This is a genomic window from Mesorhizobium sp. M0910 (assembly GCF_040319465.1).
Classification (GTDB): domain Bacteria; phylum Pseudomonadota; class Alphaproteobacteria; order Rhizobiales; family Rhizobiaceae; genus Mesorhizobium.
Window position 1 is genome coordinate 37372 of the sequence record NZ_JAMYNZ010000007.1, and the last position, 20981, is coordinate 58352.

Sequence of the window (20981 nt, forward strand, 5' to 3'; positions counted from 1 at the left end):
TTCAGCCGATCTTCTGCCCGGTCTTTGCCCAGTCGGCGAGGAACAGCTCCAGGCCCTTGTCGGTCAGCGGGTGCTTGACCAGTGCCTTGAGAGTTGCCGGCGGCGCGGTGATGACGTCGGCGCCGATCAGCGCCGCCTGCTTGACATGGTTCACGGTGCGCACCGAAGCGGTCAGGATTTCAGTCTGGAAGTCATAATTGTCATAGATGGTGCGAATATCGGCAATCAGCTCCATGCCGTCCCAGCCGCTGTCGTCGATGCGGCCGACGAAGGGCGAGATAAAGGAGGCGCCGGCCTTGGCGGCGAGCAGCGCCTGGGTGGCCGAGAAGCACAGCGTGACGTTGACCATGCGGCCGTCCGACCGGATGTCCTTGCAGGCTCTCAGGCCGTCGAGCGTCAGCGGCACCTTGATGCAGACATTGTCGGCGATCCTGGCCAGGATCTTGGCCTCTGCCATCATGTCCTTGTATTCGGTGGCGACGACTTCGGCCGAGACCGGGCCCTTGACGATCTCGCAGATCTCTCTTGTGACGTCGGCGATCTTGCCGCCGGATTTCAGGATCAGCGACGGATTGGTGGTTACGCCGTCGAGTAGCCCCAGATCGTTCAGCTCGCGGATTTCCTTGACATCGGCGGTGTCGACAAAAAATTTCATGGCGGTCTCCTGAAGATTTTTCATGTGCACGTCATGCACATTTGGGGTCGGACTTTGATCTAGACCAAAGTCGGGGCAAGGTCACGCCTCATGATCGAAGATTCGCCCTTTGTCGCGGCCGCACCGGTGCTGGTGCCGATGCCCGCCGAGCGCCCCTACACCTATGCGGTGCCGGCTGGCATGCGCGTGGTGCCGGGCTCGATCGTGCGCGTTCCGCTTGGGCCCCGCCAGGTCGCCGGCATCGTCTGGGACGGCGTCGTCGAAAAGGTCGACGCGAAGAAATTGCGGCCGATCGAGCAGGTTTTCGACTGCCCGCCGATCGACCGCGCGATGCGGCGTTTTGTCGATTGGGTGGCGCAGTACACGCTGTCGCCGCCCGGCATGGTGGCGCGCATGCTGCTCAGGGCGCCAGAGGCGTTCGATCCGGAGCCGTGGATCGAAGGGCTGCAGCGCACCTTCGCCAGACCCGACCGGATGACGGAGGCGAGGACGCGCGTGCTGGAGACAGCCGAAGGCGGACTGGCCTGGACGCGGTCCGGCCTGGCGCATGCGGCAGGCGTGTCGTCGACGGTGGTGGACGGGCTGCGGGCGCAGGGCGTATTCCAGACGGTGATGATCCCGCCGCGGCCGGTGGTCGCAGCACCCGATCCCGGCTACGCCGTGCCTTCACTGATGCCCGACCAGAGCGATGCCGCCGAGACGCTGCGCGCCAATGTCGCGACCGGTACATTCGGGGTCACCCTGCTCGACGGTGTAACCGGATCCGGCAAGACGGAGGTCTATTTCGAGGCGGTCGCGGCCGCGCTCGATCGTGGCAAGCAGGTGCTGATCCTGCTGCCGGAAATTGCGCTGACCCACGCTTTTCTCGAACGCTTCCAGGAGCGGTTCGGCGCCAAGCCGGCGGAGTGGCACTCGGACCTGCCGCCAAGAATGCGCGAAAAGGTCTGGCGACAGGTGGCGGAAGGCGGCGTGCGGGTCGTCGCCGGCGCGCGCTCGGCGCTGTTCCTGCCGTTCAGGGAGCTTGGACTGATCGTCGTCGACGAAGAGCACGATCCCGCCTACAAGCAGGAGGATCGCGTCATCTACAACGCGCGCGACATGGCTGTGGTGCGCGGCCATATCGGCGGCTTTCCAGTCGTGCTCGCTTCGGCGACACCGTCGGTCGAAAGCCGGGTCAATGCCAGCCAGGGCCGCTATAGCAGGGCGGTGCTTTCGGCGCGCTTTGCCGAGGCGGCACTTCCCGATCTCAAGACGGTCGACATGCGCCGCGCGCCGCCGGCACGCGGCGGCTTCCTGTCGCCGGTGCTGCTCGGCCATATGCGGCAGACGCTGGAGAGAAAGGAACAGTCGCTGCTGTTCCTCAACAGGCGCGGCTATGCGCCGCTGACGCTCTGCCGAGTCTGCGGCCACCGCTTTGGCTGTCCGGTCTGCTCGGCCTGGCTGGTCGAGCATCGCTTTCGCGGCCTGCTCGTCTGCCACCACTGCGGGCACAATGAACGCCGGCCCGAAGCCTGCCCGGAATGCGGCACGCTCGACCATCTGGTCGCCTGCGGGCCGGGCGTCGAGCGCATCGCCGAGGAGGTCGTCGCGCATTTCCCCGATGCCCGCACCATCGTCTTGTCGTCCGACCTGATGGGCGGCGTGCGACGGCTGCGACTCGAGCTTGAAGCCATCGCCAATGGCGAGGCCGACATCGTCATCGGCACGCAACTCGTCGCCAAGGGCCATAATTTCCCCAACATGACGCTGGTCGGTGTGGTCGATGCCGATCTCGGCCTTGCCAATGGCGACCCGCGCGCCGCCGAGCGCACCTTCCAGCTGCTCAGCCAGGTGACCGGCCGCGCCGGCCGCACCGGCAAGAAAAGCCTCGGCCTGCTGCAGACCTTCCAACCCGACCACCCGGTGATGCGCGCGATCGTCTCCGGCGACGCCGAGGCCTTCTATGAGCGCGAGATCGCGGAGCGTGAGCGGGCGGGGTTGCCGCCCTTCGGCAGGCTCGCCGGCGTCATCGTCAGCGCGGCGACACGGGCCGAAGCCGAAGGGCACGCCCGTGGCCTGCGTCGCGCCGCGCCGCAAGCCACCGACCTGTTCGTGCTCGGCCCGGCCGAGGCGCCGCTGTCATTGATCGGCGGCCGCCATCGCTTTCGCCTGCTGATCCAGGGCGAGCGGCGCGCCGACATGCAAGGGTTCATTCGCACCATGCTGGCCGAGGGACCGAAGATAAGGGGCTCGGTGCGAGTCCAGGTCGACATCGACCCGCAGAGCTTCTTGTAAGCTGTCGAATTACCCTTTCGAGACGCCTTCGGTGAATGGGTTCAGGTAAGGCACGTCGAGAATCGCAAAATGCCGGGTGTTGGCCGTCAAAACTGACAGGCCGTGCAAACGGGCAGCAGCTGCGATCAGAACGTCCGCCAGACCCGGATTGGCGCCTCTGGCGATCGTGGCATCTTCGAGTTTTCCAGCTTCTCGCGCGATAGCTAAGTCGATGGGAAGGATGCGCTGGTTGAACTCCAGAAGCAACCTTTCGAACCACTCATTGATGCGCTCTGCCTTCATATGTCCGCCCGCCCGCTTCAGTTTCGCAAGATAACTATCGACGAGAGCTGCCAAGAGCCGCGTTCTCTTTGTTCGGCAAGCCAGTTCTGCACGTGTGACGGAAGCAGAGGCCGACCAGGTGCAAATGCCGAGAGAAAAGACTTATCAAGCAGATAGCCGGTCAAAACTCCACTTACCGCGACGGCGATTCGTTTCGCTCAAGCTCGATGCCGCCTGGATACCGAAGCAGGAAATCCACGAAGTCTTTTTGGCTGTTCTGCGGATAAAGTTTCCGTCCCTCACCGATTGACACCACCATGACTGCGGGCTTGCCGTGCTTGGTGATAACCGTGGGCTCACCGTTCTCAGCAGCCTCCACGAGCGCGGAAAGGCTGGCCTTTGCCTCTCGTAGTTGCATCGTCTTCATGCGCGGAACCCCTTGTGGTATCATGTAGCCACAAATAGGAATTGTGCAGAAAAAAACAGCCGGTCGTGTAACATCCTGTTAGCCCGGTCGAGACAACGGCGCGCGCGTTGGGCTGACGCGCCCTGCATATTGCCGACGGCCATCTGGCGCATGTCAGTTGCTTCGCTAGAATGTCCGAAATTTCGACTATGCATTTACGAGGGGACAAGATGGAATTTGCGTTTCCGTGGCCGATGAGCCAGGGCGAGTGGCTGGCATGGTCGAGCGCGGTCGCGACCTTGTTGCTCGGCCTATTGCTATTCCTGGCGCCACAGCTGGCATTCCGCATCCTGCGGCTGCAGGTCAAGCCGGAGAAGGCGGCGGCGATCGCCGAGGGGCGCGGCAGGATGTCGGGCTTCTATCTCGGCGTCAGCCTATGTTGCATTCTGCTGGCACAACCATGGCTCTACATGGCGCTCGGCTTCTCCTGGCTGTTCACCGCCTTCGGCCGGCTGCTGTCGATGATGTCGGATGGCGCCAACACACCTTTCAACTGGGGTTCCATCGTCGTCGAACTGGTGCTGGCCGCCTTGCCGCTCGCCTTCGTCTTCGGCTTTTTGCCCTGAATCAGGGATCAATCCGGGGTTGGTTGCTGAACTCGGCCAGCGGATGCGACAATAGTGCCTGAAAACCATGCCGGACGACGCATTGCGGTCTGAAAATCCCTGTGCTAGACGGCAATCGACTTTCGACCGGGGATAGCGGAAGCCGCGCCTCCGTGCTTGGAAAAATGCAGTAAGGTCAAAGATTTAGCCAGAGTTTTTGCTCGCGCCAACAATCTGCGGCCTGTCAGACAAGAGAAAAGACGGTCCGTGGCCCAATCGTCATCGCCAATCTCAGGTGTCGCAGAACGCTATGCGGGTTCGCTGTTCGAACTCGCGCTGCAGGCCAATTCGGTCGCGAGCGTCGAGGCCGACCTCAACAGGTTCGAAGCCATGCTCGAAGGCAGCGCTGACCTTTCGCGGCTGATCAGGAGCCCGGTCTTCTCCAGCGAGGACCAGGCCAAGGCGATCGCCGCGATCGCCGACAAAGCAGGGATTGCCGGCCTCACCGGCAATTTCCTGCGCGTCGTTGCCCAGAATCGCCGGCTGTTTGCCGTGCCCGGCATGATCAAGGCGTTCCGCCAGATCGCCGCCGAACACCGTGGCGAGACCGCTGCGGAGGTCACCTCGGCGCATGCGCTGACGCCTGCCCAGGAAACCGAGCTGAAAGCGGCGCTGAAAAGCGTCGCCGGCAAGGACGTGGCGATCACGGTCACCGTCGATCCGTCGCTGCTCGGCGGACTGGTGGTCAAGATCGGGTCGCGCCAGATCGATACGTCGCTCAAAACCAAACTCAATTCGCTCAAGCTTGCACTGAAAGAGGTCGGCTGATGGACATCCGCGCCGCGGAAATTTCCGCAATTCTGAAAGACCAGATCAAGAATTTCGGCAAGGAGGCCGAGGTCTCCGAAGTCGGCCAGGTGCTGTCTGTCGGTGACGGTATCGCCCGCGTCTACGGTCTCGACAATGTCCAGGCCGGCGAGATGGTCGAGTTCCCCGGCGGCATCCGCGGCATGGCGCTCAACCTCGAAGCCGACAATGTCGGCGTCGTCATCTTCGGCGCTGACCGCGACATCAAGGAAGGCGACACCGTCAAGCGCACCGGCGCCATCGTCGATACGCCCGTCGGCATGGGCTTGCTCGGCCGCGTCGTCGACGCGCTCGGCAACCCGATCGACGGCAAAGGCCCGATCCAGGCCACCGAGCGCAAGCGCGTCGACGTCAAGGCGCCCGGCATCATCCCGCGCAAATCGGTGAACGAGCCAATGTCGACCGGCCTCAAGGCCATCGACGCGCTGATCCCGGTCGGCCGCGGCCAGCGCGAACTGGTCATCGGCGACCGCCAGACCGGCAAGACCGCGATCATCCTTGACACCATGCTCAACCAGAAATCGGTGCACGACCACGGCCCTGAGAAGGAAAAGCTGTACTGCGTCTATGTCGCCGTCGGCCAGAAGCGCTCGACGGTGGCGCAGTTCGTCAAGGTCCTGGAAGAGCGCGGCGCACTCGACTATTCGATCATCATCGCCGCGACTGCCTCCGATCCGGCGCCGATGCAGTTCCTGGCGCCGTTCACCGCCTGCACCATGGGCGAATATTTCCGCGACAACGGCATGCACGCGCTGATCAGCTACGACGATCTGTCGAAGCAAGCCGTCGCCTATCGCCAGATGTCGCTGCTGCTGCGCCGTCCGCCGGGCCGCGAGGCCTATCCGGGTGACGTCTTCTACCTGCACTCGCGCCTGCTTGAGCGCGCCGCCAAGCTCAATGACGAAAATGGCGGCGGTTCGCTGACGGCGCTGCCGATCATCGAGACGCAGGCCAACGACGTTTCGGCCTACATCCCGACCAACGTGATCTCGATCACCGACGGCCAGATCTTCCTGGAAACCAATCTGTTCTTCCAGGGCGTCCGTCCGGCGGTCAATGTCGGCCTGTCGGTGTCGCGGGTCGGCTCCTCGGCGCAAATCAAGGCGATGAAGCAGGTTGCCGGATCGATCAAGGGCGAGCTTGCGCAGTACCGCGAAATGGCTGCTTTCGCGCAGTTCGGCTCCGACCTCGATGCCGCCACGCAACGCCTGCTCAACCGCGGCTCGCGCCTGACCGAGCTGCTGAAGCAGCCGCAATTCTCGCCGCTCAAAGTCGAGGAGCAGGTCGCGGTGATCTTCGCCGGCGTCAACGGCTATCTCGACAAGCTTGCGATCAACCAGGTCGGCAAGTTCGAGCATGGCCTGTTGTCGCATATGCGCTCGGCCGGCAAGGACGTGCTCGACGGCATCCGCAAGGAGAAGGCGCTGTCCGACGATCTGCGCGCCAGGCTGAAGGCAGAAATCGACGCCTTCGCCAAGACCTTTGCTTGAGCAGGACGGACGGGATCAGGTTTGAAGCATGCCTTCGTTAAAAGACCTTCGTAACCGAATCGCCTCGGTCAAGGCGACGCAGAAGATCACCAAGGCGATGCAGATGGTCGCCGCGGCGAAGCTGCGTCGCGCGCAGGAAGCGGCGGAAGCGGCGCGTCCCTATTCGGAGCGCATGGGCGCGGTGCTGGCCAACATCACCCAGGCGATCGGCGACGGCGGCGATGCCCCGGCGCTGATGACCGGCACCGGCAAGGACGACGTGCATCTGCTTGTCGTCTGCACGGCCGAACGCGGTCTGTGCGGCGGTTTCAATTCGCAGATCGCCCGCTTTGCCCGCGACCACATCCGCAAGCTTCTGGCCGACGGCAAGCAGGTCAAGATCATCTGCGTCGGCAAGAAGGGGTTCGACATATTGCGCCGCGACTACGGGGCATTGATCATCGAGCGTGTCGATCTGCGCGAGGTCAAGACGCTGGGCTTCGTCAATGCCGATGCCATCGCCAAGAAGGTGATCCACCTGTTCAACGAAGGCGGCTTCGACATCTGCACGCTGTTCTATTCGCAGTTCAAGTCGGTGATCAGCCAGATCCCGACGGCGCAGCAAATTATCCCGGCGGGCACGCCTTCGGCTGCCGCGGAAGTGAAGGATGGCGGCAGCGCCGTCTATGAATACGAGCCGGAGCCGGGCGAAATCCTCTCCGATCTCATCCCGCGCAACATTTCCGTGCAGGTTTTTCGCGCGCTGCTCGAGAATGCTGCCGGCGAGATGGGCGCCAAGATGAGCGCCATGGACAATGCGACGCGCAACGCCGGCGACATGATCAACAAATTGTCGATCACCTACAACCGCCAGCGGCAGGCGCAGATCACCAAGGAATTGATCGAAATCATTTCGGGCGCCGAGGCGCTCTAGGCACGCTCACAAGGAGGTCATCGACCTCAAGCGTGTGAGAAACAAAGAGACGAAAAGGGTAAAGACGATGGCGAAAGCAGCGACCCCGAAGACGGCAGCCCCTAAGGCCGCGGCACCAGCAAACGCTGCGGCAGCAACCAAGGCCGCTCCGGCCAAGAAGGCGGCAGCAACCAAGGCCGCCGCTGTGAATACGCCGGCCGCCACCATCAAGAAAACCGGCCTGGCCGGCAAGGTTCGGCAGGTCATCGGCGCCGTTGTCGACGTCCAGTTCGGCGAACATCTGCCGGCGATCCTGAACGCGCTTGAGACGATCAACGTCGGCAATCGCCTGGTGCTCGAGGTTGCCCAGCATCTGGGCGAGAACACCGTGCGCTGCATCGCCATGGACTCGACCGAAGGTCTGGTCCGCGGCCAGGACGTCTATGACACCGGTGCACCGATTACCGTGCCGGTCGGCCCGGGCATGCTCGGCCGCATCATCAATGTCATCGGCGAGCCGGTCGACGAGGCAGGCCCAGTCGACGGCATCGAGATGCGCTCGATCCACCAGCCGGCGCCGACCTATGTCGAGCAGTCGACGGAAGCGCAGATCCTGGTCACCGGCATCAAGGTGCTCGACCTGCTGGCCCCCTATGCCCGCGGCGGCAAGATCGGCCTGTTCGGCGGCGCCGGCGTCGGCAAGACGGTGCTGATCCAGGAACTGATCAACAACGTCGCCAAGGCGCATGGCGGCTTCTCGGTGTTCGCCGGCGTCGGCGAGCGCACCCGCGAAGGCAACGATCTCTATCACGAGTTCATCGAGTCCGGCGTCAACAAGAAGGGCGGCGGCGAAGGCTCCAAGGCGGCGCTCGTCTATGGCCAGATGAACGAGCCGCCGGGCGCGCGCGCTCGCGTCGGCCTGACCGGCCTGACGGTTGCCGAGTATTTCCGCGACCAGGGCCAGGATGTGCTGTTCTTCGTAGACAACATCTTCCGCTTCACGCAGGCGGGCTCGGAAGTGTCGGCGCTGCTCGGCCGCATTCCTTCGGCCGTGGGCTACCAGCCGACACTTGCCACCGACATGGGCGCGCTGCAGGAGCGTATCACCACAACGACCAAGGGTTCGATCACCTCGGTGCAGGCGATCTATGTGCCGGCCGACGACCTGACCGACCCGGCACCGGCGACCTCGTTCGCCCACCTCGACGCGACGACCGTGCTCAACCGCGCGATTTCGGAAAAGGGCATCTATCCGGCCGTCGATCCGCTCGATTCGACCTCGCGCATGCTTGACCCGATGGTTGTCGGCGAAGAGCATTACCAGGTCGCCCGCCAGGTGCAGTCGATCCTTCAGCGCTACAAGTCGCTGCAGGACATCATCGCCATCCTGGGCATGGACGAGCTGTCGGAAGAGGATAAGCAGACCGTGGCCCGCGCCCGCAAGATCGAGCGCTTCCTGTCGCAGCCCTTCTTCGTCGCCGAAGTGTTCACCGGCGCACCGGGCAAGCTGGTCGACCTCGCCGACACCATCAAGGGCTTCAAGGGCCTTTGCAACGGCGATTACGACCATCTGCCGGAGGCCGCCTTCTACATGGTCGGCGGCATCGAGGAAGCGGTCGAGAAGGCACAGCGCCTGGCCGCTGAAGCGGCCTGATGGTGAATGGTCAATAGTGAATTGTGAATGGGGAGTAGCGGATAGGAAATCGGGGCTGAGTGAAGGTCATTCTTTCTGACCGTTCACCATTCACCATTCACCAGTCGCTAAATTGATCATGCCTGAAGCTTTCAAATTCGAACTGGTCTCGCCGGAGCGCCTCTTGGTTTCCGAGCAGGTCGAATCCGTCGTCATCCCGGGCGCCGAAGGCGAGATGACTGTCATGGCGCATCACGCGCCGGTCATGACCACAATCAAGCCGGGCGTCGTTACGCTGAAGACCGCGCAAGGCAAGGAAGAGCGCTATGTGGTGTTCGGCGGCTTTGCCGACATCGTTCCGGCCGGCTGCACGCTTCTGGCGGAATCGGCTGTGGCCGTCGGCGACATCGACCGCGCCGACCTTGCCCGCCGCATCCAGGAGGCGAGGGAAGACGCCGCCGACGCCAAGGACGACCAGACCCGCAGCAAGGCCGAGCAGTTCCTCAACCAGCTCACCACGCTCGAAGGCGCCATCCTGCCGGCGTGAGTTCCGCTCAAATGACTAACTGAAAAAGCGGGCTTGCCCCGCTTTTTTGTTTGGTGGACAGTCTGGCTGGCTTGGCGTGGGGGGTGGCCGATGACAGAACAAGCAGTGCAACAAGAAACTATCTCGCGATCCAGATGGTCGACGGCCCTCGTTTCGGCCTTTGGCGGCCCGTTTGGCGGGTTCCTCTGGATCGGCAGCGGCAAACTGGCGGTCGCCAGCCTGGTGGTGATCAGCGTCGTCGTTTTCGCGCTTGTTTACATTGGCTTTCCGGTATTGCCTGGCGTCGATCTTGCTTGGTGGGCCAATTTTTCAGGGATCGGTTTGATGGCCCTGTGGGCATCGATCGTTGTTCCCTTCGCGCACCGGTTCAAGCCGGACAGATGGTACGCGCGTGGGCTTTCGGTGCTGGTGCTCGTCTTTCTGACCTCGTATCCGGCTGCATTCGCAATACGCGCGTTCCTGCTCCAGCCTTTTTCGATTCCCTCCAGCAGCATGGTGCCGACGTTGCAGGAAGGCGACTATCTCTTCGTCTCCAAAATGGCATACGGCTACAGCCGCTACAGCGAGCCGTTCAACTTGCTTCCCGTTGATGGACGTATATTCGGCGCGGAACCCAAAAGGGGAGATGTGGTTGTCTTCAAGTTCCCGCCCGATCCGAGCGTGGACTACATCCAGCGGATCGTCGGCCTTCCCGGCGAGAAGATCCAGATCATCGACGGGGTGCTTCATATCAACGATGTCGCAGTGGGACTCGACGATATTGGTACTTTTTCGTCCGACGAGTTCTCGAGAGCCAAACTCCAAAGCGAAACCTTGCCGGGGGGTGTCACCCATTCCGTTCTCAACCTCACCGACAACTCGATCGGCGACAATACGCGCGTGTTTGAGGTGCCCGAAGGCCACTACTTCGTGCTTGGTGACAATCGCGACAATGCCTCCGACAGCCGGTTCAGTGTCGGGTTTGTCCCCTATGAAAATCTGGTCGGCAAGGCCGTGCGGCTGTTCTGGAATTCCAAAGGCGTCGACTATTCGTCCCGACAAATATTGGATTCGTCAGGCAAATAGCTCAAACCGTCAGTGCCTCTACTGCGCGCATCACGCCGCGCAGTTCGGCGAGGCCCTTCAGCCGTCCGATGCAGGAATAGCCGGGGTTCACCTTCTTGCCGATGTCGTCGACGATGGCGTGGCCATGGTCGGGACGCATCGGAATCTGCCAGTCCGCCCTGCCTGCCGCCTTGCGCCGCCGCTCTTCGCCAATCAGCGCCGACACGACCGCCACCATGTCGGTGTCGCCGTCGAGGTGCTCGGCTTCGTGGAAGGAGCCGTCTGGCTCCTTGGTGACGTTGCGCAGATGGGCGAAATGGATGTTTTCGGCGAAGGCCTTGGCCATTGCGGGCAGATCGTTCTGCGCGCCCGCGCCGTAGGAGCCGGTGCACAGTGTCAGCCCGTTTGCCGGCGAAGCGACGGCGTCGAGCAGCGCGCGGGCATCGGCTGCCTTGGAAACGATTCGCGGCAGGCCGAACAGCGAAAAAGGCGGATCGTCGGGGTGGATCGCCATCCTGAGGCCGGCCTCTTCGGCCACCGGCACGATCTCGCGCAGGAAGGCAAACAGGTTTTCGCGCAGGCCTTCGGTGGAGACGTCCTTGTAGAGGTCGAGGGCGCGGCGGAAGCTTGCCCGATCGAAGATGAATTCGCGCGCCGGGACCCAGCCGATCAGGTTGCGCTCCAGCCTTGCCTTGTCGCTGTCGCTCATCCCTTGCAGTCGCACACGCGCGGCCTCGACGCGGGCCGGTGGGTGATCGGCCTCCGCCCCTTCTCGCTCAAGGATGAAGACGTCATAGGCGCAGAGCTCGACGACATCGAAGCGGAGCGCCGTGCCGCCATGCGGCATCGGGTAATCGAGGTCCGTCCGCGTCCAGTCGGTGATCGCCATGAAATTATAGCAGACGGTGTTCATACCGGCGGCGGCGACGGCGCGGATCGAAGCCTTGTAATTGTCGATCAGGCTGCGCCAGTCGCCGCTGCGGGTCTTGATGTCCTCGTGCACGACGATGCTCTCGACCACGTCCCAGGTCAGCCCTGCTGCATCGATCTCGGCCTTGCGCCTGGCGATCTCGTCTGCCGGCCAGGCGCGGCCGTCGTTGAGGTGGTGCAGCGCGCTGACGATGCCGACGGCGCCGGCTTGACGGACATGGGCAAGCGTCACCGGATCGTCCGGCCCGAACCAGCGCCAGGTCTGTCTCATGGCTTCTCACTCCCTATGCCAAGCGCCGCCAAAGCTGCGGCAGTGCCGCCCCGCCGCAGGCGCTCGAGATGGGCTGCCGTCAGATCGATCAGTGTCATGCGGTGGGCATGATCCTTGGCGAAGCCGGCGAGATCGAACATCGCTGTCACCGTTTCACCAGCCGGCCGGCTGCCGAGCGCCGTAAGCCGAGTGTCGATCGGGTCGGTGAAATGGGCTTCCGGCAAGGTTTTGCCGCGCGCCTCGCAAGCGGTGATCCAGGCCGCCACCACCAGCATGAGATGCGCGGGCGGGTCACCGGCACCCAGCCGATCGAGGGCCGAGGCGACGATGCGCTGCGGCAGCTTCTGGCTGCCGTCATTGGCGATCTGCGCAGTGCGATGGGCGAGCGCGGTGTTCGAATAGCGTTCGGCGAGCTGGGCCGTGTAGCCGGCCGTATCGAGCCCGGCGTCCTGCGGCAGCGTCGGGATGGCCTCGGCCCATAGTCCGTCGACGAATTGCCGGATCGCCGGATTGGCAAAGGCGCGGTCGACCGTGTCGTAGCCGCTGAGCAGGCCGAGATAGGCGATTGCCGAATGCGAGCCGTTGAGCAGCCGCAGCTTCATGTCCTCGAAGGGCCCGACGTCGCCGACCATGGTGACGCCGAACTTTTCCCAGGCCGGCCTGCCAGCCGGGAAATCGTCTTCGACCACCCATTGGCAGAACGGCTCGGTCATCACCGGCCAGGCATCCTCGACGCCGAGCTCGACGGCGATACGCGCCCGGTCGGCGTCGGTAGTCGCCGGCACGATACGGTCGACCATGCTCGACGGAAACGCGACGCCGTCGGCGATGTGTGCGGCGAGCCTGGCATCGCCTGAAGTGGCGAGCCTGGCATCGCCTGAAGTGGCGAGCCTGGCATCGCCTGAAGTGGCGAGCCTGGCATCGCGCAGTGCGGCGAATTCGACCAGCAGGCGGTGCAGCGTGGCGCCATTGGCCGGAAGGTTGTCGCAGCAGAGCACGGTGAAAGGCTGGATGCCGGCGGCACGGCGGCGCGACAGCGCCTCGGTCAGGAAACCATGCGCCGTCCGTGGCATTTGCGGGTTGGCCAGATCATGGACGATGTCGGGGTGGGTATTGTCGAGGCCGCCGCCGGCTGCCCTCAAATAGGCCTTTTCGGTGATCGTCAGCGTGACGATGCGGGTGCGCGGATCGGTCAGGGCGGCGAGCACCGCAGCCGGATCTTCCGGCGCCACCAGCAGCGACAGGATCGAGCCGACGACGCGCAGCTCTTCGCCGATGCTGCTCCTGATCGCCAGCGTGTAGAGGCCATCCTGCGGCTCCAGTGCGTCGCGCGTGTCAGGACTGCGCAAGGACACGCCGACAATGCCCCAGTCCGCCTCTCCCGCCGCCAGGCAGTCGTCGACATAGGCCGCCTGGTGGGCGCGATGGAAGGCACCGACACCGAGATGGACGATGCCCGGTGCGCCGCCGCCGCGGGCGTAGCGCGGAACCGTGACCGAAGCCGGCAGTGCCTTCAGCGTGCTGTAGGAAAGGCGTCTATTGGTCATTGCGCCACGTGTCTGATCGAGATTGTTGGGTCACTGCTGTCAGGCGGCGTAACACCCGATGCCGTCACGCACAATGGGCAATGGCCGACGAAAAGTCATCATACAACAACCCAGTTTTTGTATGTTGACATTATTTCTTTCCAACCCTACCGATGTCCGGATTGGGAGGATTTGCGTGGCCGCATTGACGGATCCGGATTTGCTGTTTGCCGCCGAGGCGCGCCCGCGTTCGCTGGCCCGTGATCTCTACGCCGCGGCCAAGGACCTGCCGATCGTCAGCCCGCACGGCCACACCGATCCGCGCTGGTATGCGCTCAACGAGGCGTTTCCCGATCCGGCGCAGTTGCTGATCGTGCCGGACCACTACATTTTCCGCATGCTGTTCAGCCAGGGCGTTCGGCTTGAGGAGCTTGGGGTGCCGACGCTTGACGGCTCGCCGGTGGAAACCGACGGCAGAACGATCTGGCGGCGCTTCGCCGAGCATTATTACCTGTTCCGGGGTACGCCGACCCGGCTGTGGTTCGACCATGTGCTTGCCCATCTGTTCGGCATCGACGAGCCGCTGACGGCCGCAACCGCCGACCGCCATTACGATATGATCTCGACCTTGCTGCAGTGGGAGAATTTTCGCCCGCGAGCGCTGTTCGAGCGCTTCAACATTGAAGTCATCGCAACGACCGAAGGCGCGCTCGACGATCTCAGATGGCACCAGATGATCCGCGACAGCGGCTGGGAGGGCCGCGTCATCACCGCCTATCGGCCGGATGCGATCGTCGATCCCGACTTCGAAGGGTTCTCGGCCAATCTCGACCGGCTTGGCGAGATCACCGGGTGCGATACCGGCAATTGGACAGGCTATCTCGAGGCGCACCGCCAGCGGCGCGCCTTCTTCAAGAGTTTCGGTGCGACTTCCTCCGATCACGGCCATCCGACGGCCGAAACCGCCAATCTCTCGGATGCCGCCGCGCAGGAGCTGTTCAACCGCATCCGCCGGGGCTCGGACGACGAGCGCGAGCGAAAGCTGTTCCGCGCCCAGATGCTGACCGAGATGGCCAAGATGAGCCGCGACGACGGGCTGGTCCTGCAGATCCATCCCGGCTCCTGGCGCAATCATTCGCCGGCTATCTTTCACAAGTTCGGCAGGGACAAAGGCTTCGATATTCCGACCCGAACCGACTATGTGACGGCGCTGAAGCCGTTGCTCGACTGCGTCGGGCTGGAGCGCGACCTCACCATCATCCTCTTCACGCTCGACGAGACCAGCTATGCGCGCGAGCTGGCGCCGCTCGCCGGCGTCTACCCGGCATTGAAGCTCGGCCCGGCCTGGTGGTTCCACGACAGCCCCGAAGGCATGCGCCGGTTCCGTGAGATGACCACCGAAACGGCCGGTTTCTACAACACCGTCGGTTTCAACGACGACACCCGCGCCTTTCCATCCATACCGGCCCGCCATGATGTGGCGCGCCGGGTCGATTGCGCATATCTGGCGCGTCTCGTCGCCGAGCATCGGCTCGGCGAGGACGAGGCGCACGAGCTGGCGCAGGAACTTGCCTATACGCTCGCGAAAAAGGCGTACCGGCTCTAACGGCGCTTGCCGCCATCGTTCAAACGGGAGGAAACCAATGCTGCATTTTTCAAGACTGGCGGGAGCTACGCTACTTGCCGCCGCACTGCTGGCCGGATCGGCAAGCGCCCAGACGGTCCTGCGCTCGTCCGACACGCACCCGGACGGCTATCCGACGGTCGAGGCGGTCAAATATTTCGGCGAGCTGGTGAAGGAGCGCACGGCCGGCCGCTATGTGGTCGAGATCTATCCTTCCGCGCAACTCGGCGAGGAAAAGGACACGATCGAGCAGGTGCGTACCGGCGTGATCGATCTCAACCGCGTCTCGATGGCGCCGTTCAACGGGCTCATCCCGGAGACCACCGTGCCCTCGCTGCCCTACATCTTCCGTTCGGAAGAGCATATGCACAAGGTCATGGACGGGGCGATCGGCGACCAGATCGCGGCGGCGTTCGACCAGGTCGGGCTGGTGCTGCTCGCCTTTTACGACGGCGGCTCGCGCTCCTTCTACAATTCGAAGAAGCCGATCAACACCGTGGCCGACATGGCCGGGATGAAGTTCCGCGTCATCCAGTCCGACATCTTCGTCGACATGGTGGCGGCACTCGGCGCCAACGCGACGCCGATGCCGTATGGCGAGGTGTATTCGGCGATCGAGACCGGAGTCATCGACGGCGCGGAGAACAATTTTCCGAGCTACGACACCGCCAAGCATGCGGAAGTCGCCAAGTACTATTCGCTCGACGAGCACACGATGGTGCCGGAAGCCTTCGTCATGGCGAAGTCGAGCTGGGACAAGCTGACGCCGGAAGACCAGGCGATCTTCAAGGCGGCCGCCAAGGAAAGCGTCGCCAAGCAGCGCGAGCTGTGGACCGCCAAGGTCAAGGAATCGCGCGCCAAGGTCGAGGCGGCCGGTTCGCAGATCACGACGCCGGACAAGCAGCCCTTCATCGACGCGATGGGGCCGGTCTACGAGAAGCACGTCAAGGACGACAAGCTGAAGGCCATGGTCGAAGCCATCAAGGCCGTGCAGTGATCAAGCGGCGGCGCGGACATTCCGTGCCGCCATCCTCCTGGGGAGAAAACCGGTGACTTCCAGCCCAAGACCAACACCGCTCCTGTCCGGCGTCGCGCAAGTGATGTCGCGCGTCAGCACGGCGGCGCTGTCGATCGCCGGCATCGGGCTGGTGCTGATGACCGCCTTCGTCGCCTGGCAGGTGTTCGGCCGCTATGTTCTGAACCGCTCGCCGAGCTGGACCGAGCCGGGCTCGGTGATGCTGATGAGCTGGTTCATTTTCCTCGGCGCTGCCGTCGGTGTGCGCGAGAACTACCATCTTGGCTTCGACGTACTGCTCTACGTGCTGCCGAAAGGCGGCAAGCGCTGGCTGCGGATGATTTCGGATCTTGTCGCGCTCGCCTTCGGCATCGGCATGATCTGGTATGGCAGCCAGCTGGTCGCATTGACCTGGGGCTCCGTCTTGCCGTCACTCGGCATATCGGGGGGCTGGGACTATGTCCCGCTTGTCGCGGGAGGCGCGCTCATCGTGCTCTTCACGCTGGAGCGCATCGTGCTTCGCCTCTCCGGCGCGCCGATCGACGATGCCCTCGATGAACTGCCGCCGGCCGAAGTCGCGGCCGAACTCGACACCGCCAACGTGAAGGTCTGACGCCATGGAACTGTGGATTCTCTTCGGCGTCTTCACCCTGCTGATGCTTATCGGCACGCCGATCGCTTTCTGCCTGGGCGTCGCAAGCCTCGCCACCGTCCTCTATATGGGCCTGCCGCCGCTCATCGTGTTCCAGCGCCTGAATTCCGGCATGAGCGTCTTTTCGCTGCTGGCCATTCCGTTTTTCATCTACGCCGGCGACTTGATGGTGCGCGGCGGCATCGCCAGCAAGATCGTTGCCTTCGCTGGCTCGCTCGTCGGCCATTTGCGCGGCGGCCTCGGCCAGGTCAACATTGCAACCGCTACACTGTTCGGCGGCATTTCCGGCTCAGCGGTGGCGGAGGCAGCGGCGGTAGGCGGCCTGATGATCCCGCAGATGAAGGCGCGTGGATATGGAGCGGACTACGCCGTCAACGTCACGTCGATGGCGGCACTGATCGCGCTGCTGCTGCCGCCGTCGCACAACATGATCATCTACTCGATCTCGGCAGGCGGAAAGATCTCGATCGCCGATCTGTTCACGGCCGGTATCATCCCTGGCCTGCTGCTGGCCCTGTCGCTGATGGTCACCGCCTATATCGTGGCGCGCTCCCGCGGCTATCCGACCGAGGCGTTTCCGGGCTTCACCGCGGTCGCGCATCTTTTCGCCGTCGCCGTGCCCGGCCTGCTACTGATCGCGATCATCTTCGGCGGCGTGCGATCGGGCGTCTTCACCGCCACCGAGAGTTCCTGTATCGCCGTCATCTATGCGCTGCTCGTGACCGTCTTCGTTTACCGGCAGATGACCTGGGAAGGGTTCGTTCATGCCACCCATGGCGCCGTGCGCACCACTGCCATGGTGCTGCTTATCATCGGCATGGCGGCGGCGTTCTCGTGGCTGATGGCCTTCCTGAAAGTGCCGGCAGCGCTCATCGCCTCCATGAATGCGATCTCGGACGATCCGCTGGTCGTGCTTCTGCTGCTCAACCTCTTGATGCTGTTCCTCGGCACGTTCATGGACATGGGGCCGACGATCATCATTTGCACGCCGATCTTCCTGCCCGTGGCGCAGGCCTACGGTGTCGATCCGGTGCATTTCGGCGTCATCATGATCCTCAATTTCGGCATCGGGCTGAACACGCCGCCGGTGGGCGCAGTGCAGTTCGTGGCGTGTGCCGTGGGCAAGATATCCGTCTGGGAATCGATGCGCTCGATCTGGCCATTCTATGGCGCAGGCCTCGTGGTGCTGGCGCTCGTCACTTACATTCCGGCCATTTCGCTATGGCTGCCGAGCGTCTTCAAATAGGGGGTGCGACATGGCATCGGACACTGCCGTCGGGCTCCGCGTCGAACGAAGACCGAAGCTTTCGGAAACCGTCGTCGCGGCGATCCGCAAGCAGCTGCAGGCGGGCGAGATCCAGCCTGGGCAAAAGCTGCCGACCGAGGGCCAGCTGACGGAAACCTTCGGGGTCAGCCGCACCGTGATACGAGAGGCGCTGGCCAAGCTTGCCGCGGACGGCTTGGTCGAGCCGCGCCAAGGCGCCGGCGTTTTCGTCACCGAACATATCTCGACAGCGTTCGGTGCTCTGGCAGCGGAGATGGGCAGCAAGGATTCGATTGCCCTCAACGTGCTCGAAGTCAGATTGGCGATCGAGATCGAATCCGCCGGGCTCGCCGCCATCCGGCGCAACGCCGCGCAGGAAGCGGCAATCCAGGAAGCCTTCTTCGAGTTCGAACGGCTGCTCCTCAACAGCGAGCCGACGGGACCGGCAGACCTTGCCTTCCACCGCGCAATCGCCAGCGCCACCAACAATCCGTTCTATGTCGAGATGCTCGACGTGCTCGGCCGGCGCGCTATTCCTTGCGATGTGACCTCGCCCTGGTCGACCGAGTTCGCCCAATCGGACGCCTACCAGCGCGGCCTGCAGCGCGAACACCTGATGATCCTCAACGCCATCTCGGCAGGCGATGCCGAAGCGGCGCGGGAGGCGATGCGCGCGCATCTCGGTGCCAGCCAGCAGCGCTATCGCGAGCGCCTGCACGCGCGCCAGATTTTTTATGCCGACTCGGTCAAGGCCGCGGCAACTGAATAAGCAATTGAGGCAGCCCCATGGGACAGCAATGAATCACACTGACAATCATACGGATTTCACCTCCCGCTTCGCCATCGATCCTGTTTGTGCCGCAGCCATGGGAACGGACGAGCTGCGACACTATTTCCTGATCGAGGACTTGTTCCAGCCCGGCCGCATCAGCCTGACCTACACCCATTACGACCGCATGATAGTCGGCGGCGCCATGCCCGCCGGTACACCGCTGCCGCTGCAGGCGATCAAGCCGACCGGGACCAAGAATTTTCTCGACCGCCGTGAGATGATCATCGTCAACATCGCCGGTGCCGGCGTCGTGAAAGCCGGCGGTCAATCCTACGAGTTGCAGGCGCGCGACATGCTCTATCTCGGCATGGGCACGGATGAGGTATCGTTTGCTGCGACCAATCCGGCAGCGCCGGCTAAATTCTACCTGCTCAGCGCGCCGGCGCATCAGGGCCATCCCAACCGGCTGATCCGCATCGGCGATGCCAAGCGGCTCGATCTCGGCAGCCAGGCGACCTCCAACGAGCGCTCGATCTTCCAGTTCATCCATGCCGATGGGGTAAAGACCTGTCAGCTTGTCGTCGGCATGACGCAGCTTGCCCCCGGTTCCGTCTGGAACACCATGCCATGCCATGTGCATGACCGGCGCATGGAGGCCTATCTCTATTTCGACCTGCCGGAGGCGGCGCGGATGTTTCACTTCATGGGCGAACCGGACGAAACGCGCCATCTCGTCATGCGCAACGAGGAGGCGGTGCTGTCGCCGGGATGGTCGATCCATTCGGGCGCCGGCACCTCGAACTACGCCTTCATCTGGGCGATGGCTGGCGACAATGTCGACTATACCGATGTCGACCTGGTGGCGATGGAGGAGCTCAAGTGAGCGATCTCTCGGCCTTCAGCCTTGCCGGCAAGCGCATCCTCGTCACCGGCGCCAATACCGGCATCGGCCAGGGCATTGCCGTGTCGATCGCGCGCGCCGGCGGCGCGGTGGTCGGCGTCGGCCGCTCGGCGATGGACGAGACGGCGGAGAAGATTGCAGCGGCCGGCGGACGCTTCGAAGCCGTCCGCTGCGATCTTGGCGACGATGCCGCTGCCCAGGCCATGCTTGACCGCGTCTGGGACGATACGGGGGCGCTCGACGGCCTGGTCAACAATGCCGGCATTATCCGGCGTGCCGATGCGGTCGAACTGACCGAAGCCGACTGGGACGACGTCATCGGCGTCAATCTCAAGACGGTGTTCTTCCTCAGCCAGCGCTTTGCCAGGCGCGTGCTTGCCGAGCCGGGGCGGCGCGGCAAGATCGTCAACATCGCCTCGGTGCTGAGTTTCCAGGGCGGCATCCGCGTCGCCTCCTACACCGCCTCCAAACATGGCGTGCTCGGCATCACCCGGCTGCTTGCCTGCGAATGGGCGGCAAAGGGCATCAATGTCAACGGCATTGCGCCGGGCTATATCGAGACCAACAACACCGAGGCGCTGCGCGCCGATCCCGACCGCAGCGCGTCGATCCTGGCGCGCATTCCGGCCGGGCGCTGGGGTGCGCCGGAAGACATCGGCGACGCAGCCGTCTTCCTGCTGGCGCCGGCGTCGAACTATATGCATGGCGCGGTGATGCCGGTGGACGGCGGCTGGCTGGCGCGATGAGCAACCAAAGACGAGAGTTTGGCGATGACCGGAACCAAAATCTTCTCGCATGCCGGTGAGGGCGCATGGACGCCGACGCCGGATGGCAATCGCAGGCGCGTGCTCCTGCACACGGACGAGCTGATGATGGTCGAGTTCGGTTTCGACAAGGGTGGCGTCGGCGCGCTGCACTCGCACCCGCACGTCCAGGCGAGCTACGTCGCCGAAGGGCGCTTCGAGGTCACCATCGACGGCAGGACCGAGATACTGGAAGCCGGAAGCACCTTCATCGTTCCTTCCAACCTTATCCATGGCGTCAAGGCGCTGCAGGCGGGACGACTGGTCGACAGCTTTACGCCGCACCGCGCCGATTTCCTCGACTGAGCTGCGGGCCCGAAGATCAGGCAGCCGGTTCTCAGAACGAAAAAACCCGCGCCTCCGGAGAGACGCGGGCGTGTTGCCTGGGCGCTTGTGGCGCCGCGGTACTCAAAACATCACCGCAGAACCTGAACCTGCCGAATGATGGTGAAGATAGGATTAACCGCTCCGAGGCGGTGCGATATTCACAGCCAAAGCGAATAGGGGCTGGAAGGACGGTCTGATATCGGCCAATGAGAGAGAAGTTCG

The 20981-nt window shown here is 63.5% G+C and carries 21 protein-coding genes; 16 read left to right on the forward strand and 5 right to left on the reverse strand.

Features of this window, described 5'->3' with window-relative positions; translation table 11 throughout:
* Position 1 precedes the first annotated feature (1 nt).
* Positions 2-655, reverse strand: a complete 654-nt coding sequence (gene fsa / locus NKH78_RS18355) for a fructose-6-phosphate aldolase (protein WP_023678103.1) — start codon at positions 653-655, stop codon at positions 2-4.
* 90 nt (positions 656-745) lie between these two features.
* On the opposite strand from fsa, the gene NKH78_RS18360 reads away from it, so the two are divergent.
* Entirely contained in the window at positions 746-2929 is a 2184-nt protein-coding gene (locus NKH78_RS18360; RefSeq protein WP_352740033.1) for a primosomal protein N', read from the forward strand.
* Between the two features lie 9 nt (positions 2930-2938).
* Here NKH78_RS18360 and NKH78_RS18365 read toward each other — a convergent pair whose 3' ends face one another.
* The gene (locus tag NKH78_RS18365) at positions 2939-3265 is read right to left on the reverse strand and encodes a PIN domain-containing protein (protein ID WP_352701318.1); all 327 of its coding nucleotides are present in this window, start codon (positions 3263-3265) and stop codon (positions 2939-2941) included.
* A gap of 118 nt (positions 3266-3383) precedes the next feature.
* Positions 3384-3617, reverse strand: coding sequence for a type II toxin-antitoxin system Phd/YefM family antitoxin (locus NKH78_RS18370; protein ID WP_254820451.1), 234 nt, complete (start codon positions 3615-3617; stop codon positions 3384-3386).
* A 209-nt stretch (positions 3618-3826) separates the two neighbouring features.
* Here NKH78_RS18370 and NKH78_RS18375 point away from each other — a divergent pair, with 209 nt between their 5' ends.
* The 7 genes from NKH78_RS18375 (at position 3827) to lepB (ending at position 10695) form a co-directional block, all read left to right on the forward strand.
* Positions 3827-4222 (forward strand): AGROH133_08824 family phage infection protein, encoded by a 396-nt coding sequence (locus tag NKH78_RS18375; protein WP_352701319.1) that lies wholly within the window; start codon positions 3827-3829, stop codon positions 4220-4222.
* Positions 4223-4468: 246 nt separating this feature from the next.
* Positions 4469-5029 carry a F0F1 ATP synthase subunit delta gene (locus NKH78_RS18380; RefSeq protein WP_352648921.1) on the forward strand — a complete coding sequence of 187 codons (561 nt, stop codon included), beginning with the start codon at positions 4469-4471 and terminating at the stop codon, positions 5027-5029.
* Complete coding sequence (gene atpA, locus NKH78_RS18385) at positions 5029-6558, forward strand: F0F1 ATP synthase subunit alpha (RefSeq protein WP_352648923.1); 1530 nt, start codon at positions 5029-5031, stop codon at positions 6556-6558. Before NKH78_RS18380 ends, atpA begins: the two co-directional genes overlap by 1 nt.
* Positions 6559-6586: 28 nt before the next feature.
* Positions 6587-7471: a F0F1 ATP synthase subunit gamma gene (locus NKH78_RS18390; protein WP_352701321.1), complete on the forward strand. Its 885-nt coding sequence runs from the start codon at positions 6587-6589 to the stop codon at positions 7469-7471.
* A 67-nt stretch (positions 7472-7538) separates the two neighbouring features.
* Entirely contained in the window at positions 7539-9104 is a 1566-nt protein-coding gene (gene atpD / locus NKH78_RS18395; protein WP_352740031.1) for a F0F1 ATP synthase subunit beta, read from the forward strand.
* Positions 9105-9222: 118 nt separating this feature from the next.
* Positions 9223-9630, forward strand: coding sequence for a F0F1 ATP synthase subunit epsilon (locus NKH78_RS18400; RefSeq protein ID WP_352489184.1), 408 nt, complete (start codon positions 9223-9225; stop codon positions 9628-9630).
* Between the two features lie 90 nt (positions 9631-9720).
* Positions 9721-10695, forward strand: a complete 975-nt coding sequence (lepB, locus tag NKH78_RS18405; RefSeq protein ID WP_502899819.1) for a signal peptidase I — start codon at positions 9721-9723, stop codon at positions 10693-10695.
* Between the two features lies 1 nt (position 10696).
* Here the strand turns inward: lepB and uxuA are convergent, their stop codons facing one another.
* Positions 10697-11875, reverse strand: a complete 1179-nt coding sequence (gene uxuA / locus NKH78_RS18410) for a mannonate dehydratase (protein WP_352883440.1) — start codon at positions 11873-11875, stop codon at positions 10697-10699.
* The gene (locus NKH78_RS18415) at positions 11872-13422 is read right to left on the reverse strand and encodes a mannitol dehydrogenase family protein (RefSeq protein WP_352740027.1); all 1551 of its coding nucleotides are present in this window, start codon (positions 13420-13422) and stop codon (positions 11872-11874) included. The genes uxuA and NKH78_RS18415 overlap by 4 nt, the downstream gene beginning before the upstream one ends.
* 175 nt (positions 13423-13597) lie before the next feature.
* On the opposite strand from NKH78_RS18415, the gene uxaC reads away from it, so the two are divergent.
* From uxaC to NKH78_RS18455, 8 genes are all read left to right on the forward strand, one after another.
* Positions 13598-15007, forward strand: coding sequence for a glucuronate isomerase (gene uxaC / locus NKH78_RS18420; protein ID WP_352740026.1), 1410 nt, complete (start codon positions 13598-13600; stop codon positions 15005-15007).
* 37 nt (positions 15008-15044) lie between these two features.
* Positions 15045-16022, forward strand: a complete 978-nt coding sequence (locus NKH78_RS18425; protein ID WP_023678091.1) for a TRAP transporter substrate-binding protein — start codon at positions 15045-15047, stop codon at positions 16020-16022.
* A gap of 103 nt (positions 16023-16125) precedes the next feature.
* Positions 16126-16653, forward strand: coding sequence for a TRAP transporter small permease (locus NKH78_RS18430; protein WP_023719697.1), 528 nt, complete (start codon positions 16126-16128; stop codon positions 16651-16653).
* A gap of 4 nt (positions 16654-16657) precedes the next feature.
* Positions 16658-17938, forward strand: a complete 1281-nt coding sequence (locus NKH78_RS18435; RefSeq protein ID WP_023678089.1) for a TRAP transporter large permease — start codon at positions 16658-16660, stop codon at positions 17936-17938.
* 10 nt (positions 17939-17948) lie between these two features.
* Positions 17949-18725 carry a FadR/GntR family transcriptional regulator gene (locus NKH78_RS18440; protein WP_352618125.1) on the forward strand — a complete coding sequence of 259 codons (777 nt, stop codon included), beginning with the start codon at positions 17949-17951 and terminating at the stop codon, positions 18723-18725.
* A gap of 28 nt (positions 18726-18753) precedes the next feature.
* Positions 18754-19611 (forward strand): 5-dehydro-4-deoxy-D-glucuronate isomerase, encoded by an 858-nt coding sequence (kduI, locus tag NKH78_RS18445; RefSeq protein ID WP_352740024.1) that lies wholly within the window; start codon positions 18754-18756, stop codon positions 19609-19611.
* A complete protein-coding gene (kduD, locus tag NKH78_RS18450; protein WP_352740022.1) occupies positions 19608-20375 on the forward strand; it encodes a 2-dehydro-3-deoxy-D-gluconate 5-dehydrogenase KduD in 768 nt (255 codons plus the stop codon). Before kduI ends, kduD begins: the two co-directional genes overlap by 4 nt.
* A gap of 24 nt (positions 20376-20399) precedes the next feature.
* Positions 20400-20738 (forward strand): cupin domain-containing protein, encoded by a 339-nt coding sequence (locus tag NKH78_RS18455; protein WP_352740020.1) that lies wholly within the window; start codon positions 20400-20402, stop codon positions 20736-20738.
* Positions 20739-20981 lie beyond the last annotated feature (243 nt).